The 15,375-nt window shown below is 42.0% G+C and carries 16 protein-coding genes, 2 pseudogenes and 2 riboswitches; of the genes and pseudogenes, 7 read left to right on the top strand and 11 right to left on the bottom strand.

Translation table 11 applies throughout. The features are described 5' to 3' along the window. Nucleotides 1-42 precede the first annotated feature (42 nt). The 3 genes and pseudogenes from P5G49_RS01975 to P5G49_RS01965 all read right to left on the bottom strand — a co-directional run bounded on the left by P5G49_RS01975 (nucleotide 43) and on the right by P5G49_RS01965 (nucleotide 3,241). Nucleotides 43-1,002 (bottom strand): annotated as a pseudogene (locus tag P5G49_RS01975) (DMT family transporter). Nucleotides 1,003-1,014: 12 nt separating this feature from the next. Then, nucleotides 1,015-2,241, bottom strand: a complete 1,227-nt coding sequence (gene pepT, locus P5G49_RS01970) for a peptidase T (protein ID WP_301241784.1) — start codon at nucleotides 2,239-2,241, stop codon at nucleotides 1,015-1,017. 103 nt (nucleotides 2,242-2,344) lie between these two features. Next, nucleotides 2,345-3,241, bottom strand: coding sequence for a LysR family transcriptional regulator (locus P5G49_RS01965; protein WP_301241868.1), 897 nt, complete (start codon nucleotides 3,239-3,241; stop codon nucleotides 2,345-2,347). 112 nt (nucleotides 3,242-3,353) lie between these two features. Between P5G49_RS01965 and P5G49_RS01960 the strand changes: the two genes are divergently transcribed. Next, on the top strand, nucleotides 3,354-4,364 hold the full coding sequence (locus tag P5G49_RS01960) for a YeiH family protein (RefSeq protein WP_301241783.1): 1,011 nt from the start codon (nucleotides 3,354-3,356) through the stop codon (nucleotides 4,362-4,364). Between the two features lie 46 nt (nucleotides 4,365-4,410). On the opposite strand, the gene P5G49_RS01955 is transcribed toward P5G49_RS01960, so the two are convergent. Further along, a complete protein-coding gene (locus tag P5G49_RS01955) occupies nucleotides 4,411-4,632 on the bottom strand; it encodes a DUF2187 family protein (RefSeq protein WP_301241782.1) in 222 nt (73 codons plus the stop codon). 346 nt (nucleotides 4,633-4,978) lie between these two features. Here P5G49_RS01955 and P5G49_RS01950 point away from each other — a divergent pair, with 346 nt between their 5' ends. Both P5G49_RS01950 and P5G49_RS01945 read left to right on the top strand, forming a co-directional pair. Further along, entirely contained in the window at nucleotides 4,979-5,242 is a 264-nt protein-coding gene (locus P5G49_RS01950) for a metal-sensitive transcriptional regulator (protein ID WP_301241781.1), read from the top strand. Between the two features lie 65 nt (nucleotides 5,243-5,307). Further along, a pseudogene (locus tag P5G49_RS01945) lies at nucleotides 5,308-5,388 on the top strand (sulfite exporter TauE/SafE family protein); the annotation flags it as partial. A gap of 204 nt (nucleotides 5,389-5,592) precedes the next feature. Here P5G49_RS01945 and P5G49_RS01940 read toward each other — a convergent pair. Next, nucleotides 5,593-5,757, bottom strand: coding sequence for a hypothetical protein (locus tag P5G49_RS01940; RefSeq protein WP_301241780.1), 165 nt, complete (start codon nucleotides 5,755-5,757; stop codon nucleotides 5,593-5,595). 244 nt (nucleotides 5,758-6,001) lie between these two features. After that, nucleotides 6,002-6,631, bottom strand: a complete 630-nt coding sequence (locus tag P5G49_RS01935; protein WP_301241779.1) for a glycerol-3-phosphate acyltransferase — start codon at nucleotides 6,629-6,631, stop codon at nucleotides 6,002-6,004. 240 nt (nucleotides 6,632-6,871) lie between these two features. After that, nucleotides 6,872-6,987, top strand: a riboswitch (SAM riboswitch). Between the two features lie 120 nt (nucleotides 6,988-7,107). Between P5G49_RS01935 and P5G49_RS01930 the strand changes: the two genes are divergently transcribed. Further along, nucleotides 7,108-8,409, top strand: a complete 1,302-nt coding sequence (locus P5G49_RS01930; protein ID WP_301241778.1) for an O-acetylhomoserine aminocarboxypropyltransferase/cysteine synthase family protein — start codon at nucleotides 7,108-7,110, stop codon at nucleotides 8,407-8,409. A gap of 62 nt (nucleotides 8,410-8,471) precedes the next feature. After that, nucleotides 8,472-9,458 (top strand): homoserine dehydrogenase, encoded by a 987-nt coding sequence (locus P5G49_RS01925; RefSeq protein ID WP_301241777.1) that lies wholly within the window; start codon nucleotides 8,472-8,474, stop codon nucleotides 9,456-9,458. 54 nt (nucleotides 9,459-9,512) lie between these two features. Here the strand turns inward: P5G49_RS01925 and P5G49_RS01920 are convergent, their stop codons facing one another. Together P5G49_RS01920 and P5G49_RS01915 are read right to left on the bottom strand one after the other, a co-directional pair. After that, on the bottom strand, nucleotides 9,513-11,012 hold the full coding sequence (locus P5G49_RS01920; RefSeq protein ID WP_301241776.1) for a glycine betaine uptake BCCT transporter: 1,500 nt from the start codon (nucleotides 11,010-11,012) through the stop codon (nucleotides 9,513-9,515). Nucleotides 11,013-11,277: 265 nt separating this feature from the next. Next, the gene (locus P5G49_RS01915) at nucleotides 11,278-11,508 is read right to left on the bottom strand and encodes a helix-turn-helix domain-containing protein (protein WP_301241775.1); all 231 of its coding nucleotides are present in this window, start codon (nucleotides 11,506-11,508) and stop codon (nucleotides 11,278-11,280) included. Nucleotides 11,509-11,599: 91 nt separating this feature from the next. Here P5G49_RS01915 and P5G49_RS01910 point away from each other — a divergent pair, with 91 nt between their 5' ends. After that, nucleotides 11,600-11,980, top strand: a complete 381-nt coding sequence (locus P5G49_RS01910) for a DUF2512 family protein (RefSeq protein ID WP_301241774.1) — start codon at nucleotides 11,600-11,602, stop codon at nucleotides 11,978-11,980. 65 nt (nucleotides 11,981-12,045) lie between these two features. On the opposite strand, the gene P5G49_RS01905 is transcribed toward P5G49_RS01910, so the two are convergent. Beyond that, nucleotides 12,046-12,567: a hypothetical protein gene (locus P5G49_RS01905; protein WP_301241773.1), complete on the bottom strand. Its 522-nt coding sequence runs from the start codon at nucleotides 12,565-12,567 to the stop codon at nucleotides 12,046-12,048. 141 nt (nucleotides 12,568-12,708) lie between these two features. After that, complete coding sequence (locus tag P5G49_RS01900; protein ID WP_301241772.1) at nucleotides 12,709-13,194, bottom strand: QueT transporter family protein; 486 nt, start codon at nucleotides 13,192-13,194, stop codon at nucleotides 12,709-12,711. A 6-nt stretch (nucleotides 13,195-13,200) separates the two neighbouring features. Beyond that, a riboswitch (PreQ1 riboswitch) is annotated at nucleotides 13,201-13,246 on the bottom strand. Between the two features lie 531 nt (nucleotides 13,247-13,777). Between P5G49_RS01900 and P5G49_RS01895 the strand changes: the two genes are divergently transcribed. Then, nucleotides 13,778-14,809, top strand: a complete 1,032-nt coding sequence (locus tag P5G49_RS01895; RefSeq protein ID WP_301241771.1) for a hypothetical protein — start codon at nucleotides 13,778-13,780, stop codon at nucleotides 14,807-14,809. A gap of 50 nt (nucleotides 14,810-14,859) precedes the next feature. Here P5G49_RS01895 and P5G49_RS01890 read toward each other — a convergent pair whose 3' ends face one another. Further along, on the bottom strand, nucleotides 14,860-15,336 hold the full coding sequence (locus P5G49_RS01890) for a hypothetical protein (protein WP_301241770.1): 477 nt from the start codon (nucleotides 15,334-15,336) through the stop codon (nucleotides 14,860-14,862). Nucleotides 15,337-15,375: the final 39 nt, after the last annotated feature.

Here is a 15,375-nt window from a genome sequence, read left to right as displayed (position 1 = left end):
TTAACACTGAGCGTTTTTTGATAATATATTCGTATCCGCCTTTTACAACACAGGCATATTCTTCTTCGCAACCGAGGTTTGATAGCTATGCAGCCCCATTCCAATGATAATCACCAATATACCAATCAAAGAAAGCAGGCCAGGCAACGCAATATGGAGAATAATCATTTCGCCAATCATTGCAAAAATAAGTTCCGTAGATTGGGTCGCCTCGACTGCAGCTAATTTGCCCTGATCATTTTGCACAAGGTCGGTCGCCATAAAGAAAAGTGAAGTTGCAATCACTCCGGAGCTGACCGCGACAATCAGCGACTGGATAACTTGACTCCAAGAAGGCTACCCGATAGTCAATAGGGCATAGATGGCAAAACCGATCCAAACCGGAACAGTCATCAACGTCATCCCTAATACTCGTTGAAACATATCGAGCCTTCCTTGCAATAAATCCATCATTTTTCGGTTCCCAAGCGGATATGCAAACGCCGCAACGATAACCGGAAGAATAGCTAAAAATAAAGTGCGTGTATCGACACTATTCGCATTCGGAATTTGAATCAAAACGACGCCTGCGAAAATTATTAACGTTATAAAGAGCGATACCAAGGGGATTCTCTGCCGAATCCTCTTTTCCCCATCATTAGTCTTTACCACGATTACGAACAAAGGAGCCATCAGTACGCCTGCAACTATCGTCAGTTGCCAAGTCCCCGCAAGCAACCACCCTGGACTATACGCGGCGGAAAAAGTGAGGGGTGCATAAAAAAGTACGAAAGCAACGAAGCTCCAGCCGAAAAAGGGAAGGGGCGTCGTAGCCATGGCCTTACCCATATCCCGAAGCCCTTTACGATAGGCCACAATAGCGATTAAAAACGGAACCATGAAAAAATAACGGAGGGAGGCACTCCATAACCAGCTGCCTCCCGAAATCTCCATTGATCGATTCAAGACAAATGTCACTGCGAAAAACAATGATGATAGAATCCCAAGCCAAATCGCCCTCATAAGGAAATCTCCTTATGCTCGTTCTTCGTAAAGTTTAGCAGCCTCGATAATGACATTCGTCGCTTTCTCCATATTGTCTACAGAAATATACTCATATTTCCCGTGGTAGTTTTCACCGCCAGTGAAAATATTCGGTGTCGGCATTCCCATGTACGAAAGCTGGGAACCGTCCGTACCACCGCGAACCGGTACAATATTCGGCTCAATCTCAAGCACCTTGAATGCATCCGAAATGATTTCGACGATTTCCATCACCGGCTCTATTTTTTCGCGCATATTATAATACTGGTCATTCAACTCAAGTTCCACGGCACCCTCGCCATGTTCCGTCTTCAACTGCTCAACCGTATCAACCATCAGCTGTTTACGAGCTTCGAAAGTTTCACGGTCAAAGTAGCGAATAATGTAGTGCAACTCAGTTTTTTCTACAGAACCACTCACATCCATAAGGTGGACGAACCCTTCATAGCCGTCCGTCACTTGCGGAATTTCATCTGCAGGCATCGCCGCTTGGAATTGATTTGCAATAAGAATGGAGTTCACCATTTTATCCTTTGCGGATCCAGGATGCACATTCGTCCCGTGGAACGTAACCTTTGCACCTGCTGCATTGAAACTCTCATATTGGAGTTCTCCAAGCGGCCCGCCATCCATCGTATACGCGTATTTTGCACCAAATGCTTCCACATCGAACTTATGAGGACCACGCCCGATTTCTTCGTCAGGTGTAAAAGCGACACGAAGTTTCCCGTGTTTAATTTCAGGGTTTTGGATCAAATACTCCATAGCCGTCATGATCTCGGCAACCCCAGCTTTATTATCCGCGCCCAATAAAGTCGTTCCGTCTGTTGTGATAAGCGTATGCCCAACATAGTTTTTCAATTCAGGGAATGTCTTGACGGACATCACCGTCTTTTCATTCAACTGGATGTCGTTACCATCATAATTGTCGATCCGTTGTGGATTGACGTTTTTACCCGTATAGTCAGTCGCAGTGTCGACATGCGCAAGAAACCCGATAACCGGCGAATCTTTCTCAGTATTTGACGGAAGGGATGCGAATAAATAACCATTTTCATCTAAAGTAATTTCTTCCATACCAATTTCAGCAAGCTCTTTTTCAAGAACATGAAGCAGATCCCATTGTCCCGGTGTGGATGGAGTAGTGGTGCTGTTCGCATCCGATTGTGTATCGATTTTCGCATAACGTGTTAGACGTTCAATCAGTTTTTCTTTCATTTCAACGACCTCCTGTTATAAAAAGCATTGTATTCTTTCATCTTATCAGATTGCTTCGATTCACGGAATAGTTAGTAGCTTATATTGTGATTGGATTTTTCCACTATTCCAACGTCGTTAGCAACTTGTTCGTCCGAAGTATATCAATAAAAACCTCCAGTGCCTTAGTTTGAAATGGGGTGTTTGTCACAATTGAAAATTTACGGGGGAACGGCAGCCCATTCACATTAATCATCCTCAAGTCCCCATTTTTCAACTCTTTTTTCAATGACCAGTGGGACAATAGGCTAATCCCAAGACCCGCTTCCACTGACTCTTTAATGGGCTGTGTACTACTGAAATACATGTAATTTGTTGGTGAAATTCCGTGTTGTTTAAATAATTTGTCCATCGCTTCCCGAGTTCCTGAGCCGTGCTCACGAACAATCCAAGTCTCCTGTTCCAAATCGACCACCTCAAGCGACCGCTCTATGCGTGCAAGCGGATGGTCAGCCGAACTGACAATTACCATTGCATCCTCCGCAAAATCCTCAACAATGAGTTTCCCCGCATTGAACTTCCCCTCAACTATGCCAATATCCAGTTGATGGCTGGCGACAAGATCAGCAATCGTAGCTGTATTGCCGATTGTGACGGTTGGCTGGATATCGGGATAAGTCTGCTTCAAATTGGCGATAATGCGTGGCAGTACGTATTCTCCGAATGTATAGCTCGCGCCGATTGACAGAGGTCCACTTGCTTTATTTGCAAGGTCATCGACAAGACTTTGCATTTTTGTATACAAAGCAAGGATTTCCTTTGCATGATGATAGACGATTTCACCCGCCTTGTTTAGCCGTACGTATTTATTGGTGCGTTCAAGCAGCCTTGCGCCAATCTCTTCCTCAAGTTGACGGATGTATTGACTTACTGCAGGCTGGGTCATATGATGCTCTTCGGCGGCGCGTGAAAAGCTTTCCTTTTCCGCAACCGTAACAAAAATCTGAAGTTGTTGATCCATCATTCATCACCTCTTAAAATCAATCATAACACTTTGCTTATCATGGGCATTATTATAATTTATTTTACTTATGAAATGATGCGTATTACCCTTACATAAGGAGGTGCTACATATGAATGAAACGAAAAGCCCTAACGAGAAAAGTCTATGGGTTGCTGGGATTGCTTTCACATTTTTTATTGCATTATTAGGTTTTTTATTAGCGAAAGTACCCGGATTTAACCACATTGGACAGTTGGCAAGCGCCATTATCATAGCTGTCGCGTATAGACAAGTATTCGGCTACCCCGAACTGCTTCGCACGGGAATAACGTTCTCTTCCAAAAAACTGTTGCGATTAGCTATCATTCTATACGGATTGAAATTAAACATCGATGTTGTATTCCGTGATGGTTTAGGGCTATTGGCACGCGATGTACTGGTCATCGCCTTTGCAATTGGGCTCACCGTCCTTCTTGCAAAGTGGTTGAAGGCGGATAAGAATATTTCTTTGCTTCTTGGAGTCGGGACCGGTGTTTGCGGGGCTGCAGCCATCGCGGCGGTCGCGCCGATTGTCAAAGCGAAGGATGAAGATACTGCAATAGGTGTTGGCATTATCGCAATGTTAGGTACGGTTTTTGCAATTGGCTATACATTATTGCGCCCGGTTTTGCCACTTCTTCCAACCGAATATGGCATTTGGTCAGGAATGAGTCTTCACGAATTGGCGCATGTTGCAATTGCAGCAGCACCTGCAGGGGAGGACGCGCTTGCCATCGCGTTACTCGCGAAATTAGGAAGGGTATTCCTTTTGGTGCCACTTTGCTTCATCTTCATCTACTTCATGAAGCGTAAAAGCAAAGGAGAGGAAGGGGAGCAGAATAAAATCGAATTCCCTTGGTTCCTTGTCGGATTTATTTTAATGAGTTTGTTTGGAAGTTATGTATTGGGTCACTCAATTCCGGTGACGGATGGAGTGATGGCAGGAATCAGTAGCGCAACAACCTGGCTATTGACAGCTGCAATGGTCGGGCTTGGATTGAATGTAAGTTTGAAAGACCTGTTGAACCGTGCCATGAAACCATTAATAGCGGTAACAATCACATCGATCTGCTTATCTGTTTTAGTGTATTTTATTATATAAAATAGAAAAAGGGCACTCCTTGGTGGAGATGCCCTTTTCGTATAAATTAACCTACTGAGTAGTTCTTATGTGCAACGACAGTAAGATTGGATGCGACACCAATCCGCTCCGCATCGTTATCGGAGATCTTTACGATGACCGAGTTTTCGAGTATCTTGTGAATTGTTCCATTCACCTCATGATCATTACGGATGAATGAGATTTCTTCGTTAATATGACGTGCAGCGACAAAATCTGAAACGGGTTTCTCCCTACGTGGAAAAGCCAATCGAATCCCTCCTACGTGCATTCTCACCATAACCTATAAAGAAAAAACGCCAAGGATTGTCCCTTAGCAAAATAAAGTCATGATGGAAAACAACTAGTTGAAAACGATATTAATCAAGTTGTCTATTAATAGTATACCATATTTCATCGAACTTTGCAGGTATAACGCATACATGTAGGGGTATTATGTTAATATAGAATAATTGTGTGGGGCGGTCGAAAATCCCGCAATAAGAAAAACTATGATAAAATCGAGCAAAAGGATTCGTGCTCACCGATAAGCTTGACATTATACCTGTAGGGGTATAAAATGCTAACTACAATCACGAGAAAGGAGCTGATTGGAATTGCAATACGATGATAAAGTGGTAAATCGATTAAAAAGGATCGAAGGTCAGATAAAAGGGATCTTGCGGATGATTGAAGAAGGAAAAGACTGCAAAGAAGTCGTCACTCAATTGTCAGCATCCCGTTCGGCAATCGACCGTACAATAGGCGTTATTGTTAGCTCGAACATCATTTCCTGCATGCAAAATATTGACGAAGATAGCCCAATGTCACAGGAAGAGATTGTGAAGGAAGCTGTAGATCTCCTGGTAAAGAGTCGATAAACAGTTGACTCTTTTCTTTTTATAAATTAATATACCCCTGTGGGTAATTTAAGTGAATTCAAGGGAAGATGAACACGAAAATATTGCAGGGTATATTGGCTTTATTAATTTTAGGTACAGCCATCAAAATCTGGTTAGATTTTTGACATTACAAAAGAGGCACTTGAACAGGTCAACTGTTAAAGTGTCTTTCTAACTGTCGATTTAATTTTTCTTGAATGCGGCACGAATATGCGTTTCGGTACTTCACCGAGTTCGTCTAAGATTTTCAATTTGTTTCCAAAGAGCCATTATATAGCTAATAATGCTATGGAATATATGGGTAACTACTAAAGGGAATCCATATTTGACTAATCTGTTTTTTCCTTTTCATCATCTGTTTGTTCTTGAAGCTGCAAGACCTGTTTATCAGGAGGAGGTGTTGATGGATCAAAATCAGCAAAGGCTAATCCTAACGCAGCACCAACAGCTAATAAACGACTTTTTGTTTGTTTCCATTTTGAAACTTTTTTCATTTCTCCACCTACCTCTAATAAGATAAATATCAGAAAACGTTAGGGGTATTATATATTTCACTTAAGAAAGGTAGAAGTTATAACACTTAAAAAGGTCTGGTTAATTTTAGAAAGTAGTAAATAAACCAGATCACTTAATTACCTGACCGTTCGTGCAGTTGCTTGTAACGTAACTTCAGTCTAATAACTATCATTCTTATAACAGCGAGGTAGTAAAGTATCGCTATCCATAAGGATAATAGATTTATTGCCGTTTTTTCTTAAATGCTGCGCGAATCCGTGGTTCGGTACCTTCGCGAATCCTTTTAAGATTTTCAATATGCTTCCAAATTGCCATCAAAAAAAGTAAAGCTGCGACGAAAATTGTCCAAGTACCGTCGAGCCAAAAGGCCATTAAAATAAGAGTGATATAAAGCATAAGCACACCGAAGACCATAAGATCAGTCACCAGAGCGACAAGTACGAATAGAGCAAATCCGGCAAGCCCAAATCGCCAATCGATTGCAAATAAAACACCGATTACAGTTGCAGTTCCCTTTCCCCCATTGAATTTCATATGGAATGGAAAGTTATGACCAAATACGACAGCCGCACCAACAGCAAATAATAAAAATGTTGCATGCTCCGCAGGAAGCTGATAATGATCGACAAGCCATCTTACGACAAAAACCGCGATAATTCCTTTTCCAATATCAATCAAGGCGACGAGTGCTCCGTATTTTTTACCAAGTACAATCATCGCATTCGAAGCGCCTGCATTTTTAACCCCGGTCTCTTTCAAATTAACTCCAGAAATCCAACGTGCAATTGTCGAGCCATGTAAGCAACCGACTATATATCCGAAAACTATGATACTTACTATCCATAAAGTCATATGAAATCCCCCGAAAATAAATAGATTTTCAATTGTACGCTCAAGAATCGCATTTCACGCTCAAGAACCACGTTCCGCGCTCAAGAATCCACATCTCACGCTCAAGCTCGCACCCAACTAATTAAATTATCATAACATTAATGACAAAGCGCAAGTTTCAGAAAAAAATAAATTAACCCCTTGACTTTCAAAATTGTACGTCCTATACTGTAGCACAAGATGAAAAACTGAATAACCAAACTCTTATCAAGAGCGGCGGAGGGACTAGGCCCTGCGATGCCCGGCAACCGGCAAGTGATGAACTTGCAAAGGTGCTACTTCCTACAGATTCGTGCGAACGGTCTGAAAGATAAGAGGAGGAATAAGCGAAAGCGTAACCCTTCTCTTAGCGAAAGGGGTTATTTTTTTTATTCCAAAAACCCCCAACGCCTCCGTTTTGCCTTTTCATCTTAAAAAATCCACTGGAGGTAATGACAATGACAAACAACAAACAACTTCAACCTGAAACTCTTCTTTTACACGGCGGCCAAAAGCCGGATCCTGTGACTGGTTCACGTGCTGTGCCAATCCACCGTACTACTGCATTCGTTTTCCGTGATACTGAACATGCTCAAAACCTTTTCGGGCTGCAAGAAGCAGGCAATATCTACACACGAATTACAAATCCAACCGTTGCTGTCTTTGAAGAAAGGGTCGCGCTCCTTGAAGGCGGAACTGCCGCTGTGGCACTGTCTTCCGGAATGGCGGCAATCGCATTCTCAATCTTGAACATCGCTGGTGCTGGGGACGAAATCGTTGCAGCTAGCAATTTATACGGTGGTACGTATAATCTATTCGCCGTGACGCTTCCTCGCTACGGCATCAATGTGAAATTCGTGGACGCCGAAGACCCTGAAAACTTCCGTGCAGCAATTACAGATAAAACAAAAGCTATTTTTGCAGAAACAATCGGTAATCCAAGCCTTCAAGTGCTTGATATCGAAGCAGTTGCAAACATTGCACATGAAAATGAAATCCCATTCCTCATCGATAATACTTTTGCATCCCCATACGGATCAAATCCAATCGAATTCGGAGCAGACGTTGTCATCCATTCTGCCACAAAATGGATTGGTGGTCACGGAACAACAATTGGCGGAGTAGTCGTCGACGCTGGGAAATTCGACTGGACACGGGGCAAATTCTTAGGATTTACAGAGCCGGACACGACATACCACGGCCTTCGTTATGGTATCGACACGGCGGCAGCTGCTTTCGCTACGAAGCTACGCGTCCAATTATTACGCGATTTCGGACCGTGCCTTGATCCTGACAGTGCTTTCAACTTCCTTCAAGGACTGGAGACGCTTCATCTGCGCGTGACACGCCATAACGAAAATGCCGTTAAAGTCGCTGAATTCCTACAGAACCACCCATCTGTGGAGTGGGTAACATATACAGGTCTTGAAGATCATCCGACATACGAAAACGCGAAGAAGTACTTGAAAAACGGCTTCGGTTCCATCATCGTATTCGGCATTAAAGGTGGTCGTGAAGCGGGTCGTAAAGTTATTGATAATATTACACTTTGGTCACATGTGGCGAATGTCGGCGATGCAAAATCGTTGATCATCCACCCGGCTTCAACAACGCATCAGCAATTGTCCGCAGAGGATCTGATCAAATCTGGCGTGGCTGAAGAATTAATTCGCCTATCTGTCGGCCTGGAATCGACTGAAGACATCATTGCGGACCTTGAACAGGCAATTGAGAAGGCAGTACCGGTCACTGTTCAATAACAAACAGGCGTCTTGCTCTTTAATCACAGGCGCCCTTCACGTTAGAGAAAGGATGTTGCGGAATGCCGTCAATTAAAGTTGCGATACTTGGATTTGGTACGGTTGGTGAAGGTGTATATAGAATTCTGCAGGAGAAGCGGGATGAGATTAAAAAAAGCACGGGTTTCACCGTTGAAGTCGAGATCATTCTCGTAAAAGATAAGAACAAAAAACGTATGCCGATAAAAGGCATACAAATTACAGATAACTTTCAGGATATATTGAATAACCCTGAAATCGATATTGTCTTTGAAGCAATTGTAGGAGAAGAACCTGCTTATACGTATTTGTCCGACACAATTGAAAAGGGATGCCACATCATTACTGCGAATAAAAAGATGTTCGCGGAACATGGCCCTGCATTAATGAAACATGCGGAGTTCCGTAATGTGCAGATTGGATACGAAGCAACGGTAGCTGGGGGAGTGCCGATCATCCGGACGGTAACGAATCTACTTTCTGGTGATCAGGTTAAACGTATCCAAGGCATACTGAATGGCACCTCGAATTTCATTTTAACGAAAATGAGGAAAGAGGGATCTTCATTCAAGGAAGCGCTATTTGAAGCCCAGCGAAAGGGCTTTGCGGAGGCAGATCCGTCCGATGATGTGTCTGGAATGGATGCATTCCGTAAATTGATGATCCTTAGCTCGCTTGCTTTTGGAGAGCAGCCTGATTGGGATGAAGTTCCGGTTGTAGGAATCGATCATCTACCATCAAACGAAATTACAGACGCTGCAAAAGAGGATTATCGATATCGTCATGTTGCTGATATTTGGTTGGATGAAAAAGGGGAACCCCAAGGCACAGTTGGCCCTGCATTAATTGGCGCAAATCATCCGTTTTTCAATATTGACGGAGTCGACAATGCGGTCATTGTTGAGACCGAGTATCTTGGTTCACTGACAGTGGTCGGTCCTGGGGCCGGAATGTATCCGACCGGAAGTGCGATGATCGCTGACCTAATCCATATTATTCGTCAACAGGAAGCTGTTTTAATACCGAATTAAATAAAAGGACTGAATCGGAAAGTGTTAGCCAACTTTCCGGTCAGTCCTTTTCGTTTATTCCCTAACCTTTAACTTCCTCTTCGGTCTTTCACCTTTCAACGCCTTGATAAGGGAAATGACCATGAGCAGCATGATAAAGGAGAACGGCAAGGCTGCAATAATAATTGTATTTTGCAATGCTGTCAGCCCATTGACAGACAGTAAAATGATTGCAATGGTCGATTGGATAACGCCCCAAATGATTTTTACACTATTTGGAGGTGTCAATGAACCATACGTTGACTGCATGCCTAATACAAACGTTGCTGAGTCTGCGGATGTTATGAAAAACGAAGCAATCAGGATAACTGCAAAAACTGAAATGATGAACGACATGGGCATTGTGTGGAACATCTCGAAAATCGTCAATTCAGTAGATGATTTCGCTAAGTCTGCAATCCCTTCCTTTTGGATATTGATGGCAGCTGTTCCGAATGCGGAAAACCAGATTGCGCTTAAGAGCGTTGGCGCCAACATAACCACAACCATGAATTCCCGAATCGTTCTTCCTTTTGAAACGCGAGCGATGAACATGCTGACAAAAGGAGCCCAGGAAATCCACCAAGCCCAGTAGAAAATTGTCCAACTGTCCATCCATTCACGATGCCCAGCATTCAATGGGGCCGTACGGAAACTCATCGATACTAAGTTGGCAAGATAACCTCCAAGTGTATCCGTGAAGATATCAAAAATGAGCAAAGTCGGTCCTAAGATAAGTACAAAACCTAAAAGTGCGAGCGCAAGTAGTAAGTTTGTGTTTGATAAATACTTAATTCCTTTGCTGAGTCCCGACCAAGCGGACATGATAAATAGAATAGTAACCACAACGATAATGATTAGCTGTGAAGTGAAACCGATTGTGAAGCCGAAAAGATAATTCAGCCCTGCGTTAATTTGAACAGCACCGAAGCCGAGAGAAGTGGCAACGCCAAAAGCTGTTGCAAAAACGGCAAGTACATCAATGAGGACACCTAAGGGCCCTTCCATTTTTTTACCGAAAATCGGCTTCAATGTTGCTGAAATTAACCCCGGTTCGCCTTTACGGAATTGGAAGTAAGCAAGTGACAAAGCGACAATTCCATACATAGCCCACACATGAAAACCCCAATGGAAAAATGTATAGCGCATCGCCTCTTTAAATGCGGCATCGGTATTAGGTTCGGCTGTTGGTGGGTTGATTGCGTAGTGAGATAACGGTTCAGCAGCACCGTAAAAGACTAACCCAATTCCCATACCAGCAGAGAATAGCATTGCAATCCAAGTGATTGTGGAAAATGATGGACGATCATCGTCTTTTCCCAATCGTATTTTACCGGCTGGACTGAAAATAGCGAATAGACTAAGGACAAGTAGCAATGAAAGCAAAAGCATATAATACCATCCGAACGAAGATGAAATGAAAGACTTTATGGAAGATGTCACGGCCGCAAAACTGTCTGCGGCTATAACTCCGTACCCAACGGCTACAATTATAAGACCGATTGTTATATAAAACACATTTGATATTTTTCGCATGTTTCCCCCTATGAATAATTAATTTTGAAACGACTATACACTATACCAACCGTTCAGTGGGAACGCAAAAGGGGTAATAGTTCGACAACTGACTCGAATCGAATATTTTATTTTTTCATAAACCGGCCTGAACACCTTCATGATAGTCCGTATAGCGAAATAATTAGGCTTTCCAAATTTGAGAATACTGTCGAATTGTATAAAAAAATTGTGTCTTTATTACTACTTACAATCGCTATTTTTAGATTACCCTAAGTGACAGTTTTTAATCCTCATCTTTGATATCACGGTCAGGCGGAATCGGTTCATTCAAATAGTCCTCAATCTGTTTTTTCAGCATTTCCAGCTGATTGAAATAATTGCCGAATTGATTTTGGTTAATGATATATTGTTCCCCGTCGTGAACAGCACGGATTCGACCTTCCCAAACATATTTTTGAACTTGTTGGACTGGCATCCCTAAGTATTCGGCAGTTTCTTGAATGGTCATATACATATGAAAGTCCTCCCTTGAATTGCTTTCATTATATAGGGAATCAATACGCATATGAAAGAGTTAACGTTGATCGAAAAGGAGGAGAATGATGATGACCGACCATCATAATCGTGATTCACATTTGAACCATACGTTGTCATTGATAATCAAGGCGGCATTGGTTTTTTCGGTACTATGGATTGTTTTGAGTGTTGTTTATGACGTTTCTTTTGTTCATTCGACAATAATCGGGGTGTTTTTACTCCTGGTCTCTTATCTTGGTGACGCAATAATTCTTCCGAAAATAGGAAATGGGGCGGCAACGTTTAGTGATTTCATCTTAGCTGCCTTAATCATTTGGGGAGGTCTTCATATATTGGGATATAGGGATTCCTTCGGAGAAGCGGTACTTACCAGTGCAATTGTCGCGGTGGGTGAGTATTTCTTCCATGCATGGATGTTGAAAAAACAATTTAGACATGCGCAAGTATAAATAAAAAAGTGGAAGGTGAGTAACATCATTTCTCACCTTCCACTTTTTCATTGTAAAAAACTTTCTCACTTAACAACAATGGAAAAAGCAAAGCTTGCCTCGCCTTTAACCTCGCTATCCCATCTGATTAAACCCGAGTAAAAGTATCTTCCCGGTTCATTTGGAGCAATAAAGGATCGACTGCCGTCCTCGTCTTCCGGTACCTCCACCTCGGACTCTTCACTCTTAAAAAACTGAGTCATAGTGACCGACTCCATATCATTTAAGACAAGTTCCTCAAAACTTCTTGCACCAATTCTAAAAGATATCTCCTGACCCTTTGGAACAGTTAATGAAAATTTTCCAAGTAGAAGATCATGCGGTTTGTCTGGAACGATACTACAAGTTTTCCCTTCAACTTCCCAGCAATACTTATCAATAATTGCCATTGTGACCCCAGCATCGACGCCAATATGGAGCACAGGTTTCCCGAAGTCCTGTTTGGTTTTCTGAATCGGTTCACCACCGGTCGGATTCTCGTGGTTTTTATCCGTTTGTGAACATGCCGTTAACAGTAAGAACAGAAAGAGAATAAAGGCTCTTTTCAATCATTTCCACCCTTTCTTTATAGCTTGTTAAGGAAAACCGTATCATAGATATTACTATTATACAATCGAGTTTACAGAATAGTTCAAAATTAATTTCCAAAAAAAGAAGCGTCCAATTAAAATTGGAACGCCTTTTTTATGTCATATTAACTTCTCGAAATTAAGCCTTTTATTCAAAGCCACCATTACCGGAATACCGACTGCCATGACAACGAATTCGCCGACAGCGACGAACAGCCATGTCAATAAGAAAGGAAACTCTAAAACGATGTTCAGCTCCCATGCAATGATGACCATCGTGAACGTGAAGACAATTGTATTGAAAAACATCCGACGGTATAGTCCTTTGATGAATTTCGCGGATAGGATTGTAATCGATAGTGCAAGTATGGATTGCCCTACACCGAATACGAGATCGATTGGTCCAAGCTCCGAAAAGAGCAAGTTCGCAACGAAAACACCTAAGACGACACCGATGATATATTTTTTATTGAACACAACGAGATGATTGAACATCTCCGACAAGCGAAACTGGATGTTTGTGAACCCGAACGGGGCAATCAAAAACGTCACAGCAACATACAACGCAGCGATAATCCCGCTCGTTGCCATTGTTTTTATTTTCATATTCATTTCTCCTTAGTTTTTTTTACGTGGGAGGTTTGCGAACCACGTGGCAGAAAGCCTGTCATCCAGTGTATCATAGAGCATTTGGTCGTTCAATAGATTTTTAGTGAAAGATTGAGATCGTTCAGCTGTGGAAATTCCTGATTTCAAGGAAAAGTTCTCGTTGGCACTTGGCGAGTTCTCGTTAACGTAGAAAAAAATTCACCTATTCTATACGAAGGTCCATTCTTCCGGATTAAGGGTCAATTCTTTTGCACCAGGGGTCCATTCTTCCGGTTTCAAGGTCCATTCTTCCAGGTTGAGGGTCCATTCTTTTCGCCCCAGGTCTATTCTTCGACCGGCAACTCGCAAAGGATCTGATCCTTTGCCGATAGACATTCTCTACCTATCACGATTAATCGAATAAAATTAATGGCTGAAGGCATTTGACGTGAATCGATTTTAGTTAGGAAGTAAAAGAGACCGCGGGAAATGTATTACCTTCCACTAAATAGTTTTCGACTATTGAAACTAATTGAACGTTAACGACGTATCAATAGTAGGGAAACACGAACGGATTTTTTAAACTTTAGGGGGATGAGAAATGAGGAAGCTTTTACTGGGAACTGTATGCCTAACGGGTATACTTGTCGCTTGTACAGATCAGGGAGACGTAGATAAAGGCAACGCCGATCAAGTAAACACAGAACATGCAAACGAAATTAACGAACTGAAAAAGCAAATTGAGCAAATTTCATTAGAAAAAGATACTCTGTTAAAAACAATAGAAGAGGAAAGGGAAGCGCTTGAGCGAGCAATGAATCAACAAGTAAGTTATTACAATTCAATAATTCATGCAAAGGAAATTGAAAAATACCCTCAAACGCTCTATAAGAAAGTCACCTTGGACCTTGATCGGGATGGTGAAGAGGAAGTAGTCGAATTGTATGTGAATGCAGGAAAAACCGAGAATGGCCTTTTTGCTTGGGACGATGGACAGACCTGGATGTTGGTAGTGAAAGACGGTGAGGAAACGTATCCGCTCTTCGATGATTATGTGCAGTTAGGGTCTGTAGATTTCAGCACAACCATATTTGACGGAAAACAAGGAATTGTTATGGTTATATCGCAGCATGCTGATAAAACGGTGCAGAAATTCACTTACGATATAAAGGAAAAAGGGTATCAGAAAGAAACTTTTTATAAAAAAGAGAATATGCAGGATCAATATAACAAACCAGCGTCTTATGCCTTCTTCAAAGACGCATACAAATTAATGCACACCGCTTTTACAACCAAAACGTTGACGGTTTTAGAGGCTGACGAGAACACTCTTCAGGATACAGAAAAGAGAAGGGCCATCATCTATCCGATTATAGAAGATCTTTATAATGCTTGGGGATTGTTAGGGACGGTTGAGGATCTGAATCGAGACTTGACTATATCATTAGAAGTCGCCATTAACTTGCTGAACCAAATGGATAGTAAGCCGCCGACGGCTGAACAAATGAACCAGTTAAAAGCTATCTACGATGTGTTCAATGAAATTGATGCAGACAATGTGATTGATGAAAAGGAGAATCGGATTCACCCGGAGATTATGGAGAAGCTCAAAAAACTTGATTTTCTTCCTTAATGAAAAACCAGGCGCTTTTCATGTAAAAGAAAAGCGCCTTTCAGATGAACTTACACAAAATGCAAACGAAGATTGTCTTCACGTTTGAACAATTCAAGTTGAGTCGGCTCAATTTCATCGATTCTCACCGTTTGTTCTACCAATTCTTGCTCTCCGTCACCAGCCCAGAAAATCAGTAACTGTACGTTTTCTTCTGCTTTAATATATTCCTTTAAATAATCCGCAAAATCAGTTAAAAATTTACCTTCCCAACTTCCAGAAACCCAATACAAATATTCCTTTTCGGAGTAAAAATCCAAGTCATAAGGTGGATTTGTACAAACCGATATAGCAAGTTGACCAAATGCTGACTGATCAGGCGCATGCAAAATGCGGGCATCATCATCCATCGAATGCCAAGGCTCCTCTGGTGTATTTTCATTAATCGGATACAACTTCTTCAATTCTCTTACTGTAATCCTAACAATGCCGCTATGATCAACTTCTGTTAACGGACTGTCTGAAACCAATAATGTAAATGAACTCATAGTGTGACTACGCCCCTTTGTTTTTCGACATTCAAACTC

This window comes from Sporosarcina highlanderae, from assembly GCF_030433715.1.
GTDB classification, from domain to species: domain Bacteria; phylum Bacillota; class Bacilli; order Bacillales_A; family Planococcaceae; genus Sporosarcina; species Sporosarcina highlanderae.
Note: the sequence above shows the minus strand (reverse complement) of the source record. Positions and strands in the feature narration are given on the sequence as shown.

Bases quoted from the DNA above. Each gene is read 5' to 3' on its own strand.
- P5G49_RS01940 (WP_301241780.1), bottom strand. From the start codon at position 5,757: ATGAAAAAAGTTTCAAAATGGAAACAAACAAAAAGTCGTTTATTAGCT.
- pepT (WP_301241784.1), bottom strand. From the start codon at position 2,241: ATGAAAGAAAAACTGATTGAACGTCTAACACGTTATGCGAAAATCGAT.
- P5G49_RS01960 (WP_301241783.1), top strand. From the start codon at position 3,354: ATGAATGAAACGAAAAGCCCTAACGAGAAAAGTCTATGGGTTGCTGGG.
- P5G49_RS01895 (WP_301241771.1), top strand. From the start codon at position 13,778: ATGAGGAAGCTTTTACTGGGAACTGTATGCCTAACGGGTATACTTGTC.
- P5G49_RS01920 (WP_301241776.1), bottom strand. From the start codon at position 11,012: ATGCGAAAAATATCAAATGTGTTTTATATAACAATCGGTCTTATAATT.
- P5G49_RS01965 (WP_301241868.1), bottom strand. From the start codon at position 3,241: ATGGATCAACAACTTCAGATTTTTGTTACGGTTGCGGAAAAGGAAAGC.
- P5G49_RS01930 (WP_301241778.1), top strand. From the start codon at position 7,108: ATGACAAACAACAAACAACTTCAACCTGAAACTCTTCTTTTACACGGC.
- P5G49_RS01915 (WP_301241775.1), bottom strand. From the start codon at position 11,508: ATGTATATGACCATTCAAGAAACTGCCGAATACTTAGGGATGCCAGTC.
- P5G49_RS01910 (WP_301241774.1), top strand. From the start codon at position 11,600: ATGACCGACCATCATAATCGTGATTCACATTTGAACCATACGTTGTCA.
- P5G49_RS01900 (WP_301241772.1), bottom strand. From the start codon at position 13,194: ATGAAAATAAAAACAATGGCAACGAGCGGGATTATCGCTGCGTTGTAT.
- P5G49_RS01890 (WP_301241770.1), bottom strand. From the start codon at position 15,336: ATGAGTTCATTTACATTATTGGTTTCAGACAGTCCGTTAACAGAAGTT.
- P5G49_RS01935 (WP_301241779.1), bottom strand. From the start codon at position 6,631: ATGACTTTATGGATAGTAAGTATCATAGTTTTCGGATATATAGTCGGT.
- P5G49_RS01925 (WP_301241777.1), top strand. From the start codon at position 8,472: ATGCCGTCAATTAAAGTTGCGATACTTGGATTTGGTACGGTTGGTGAA.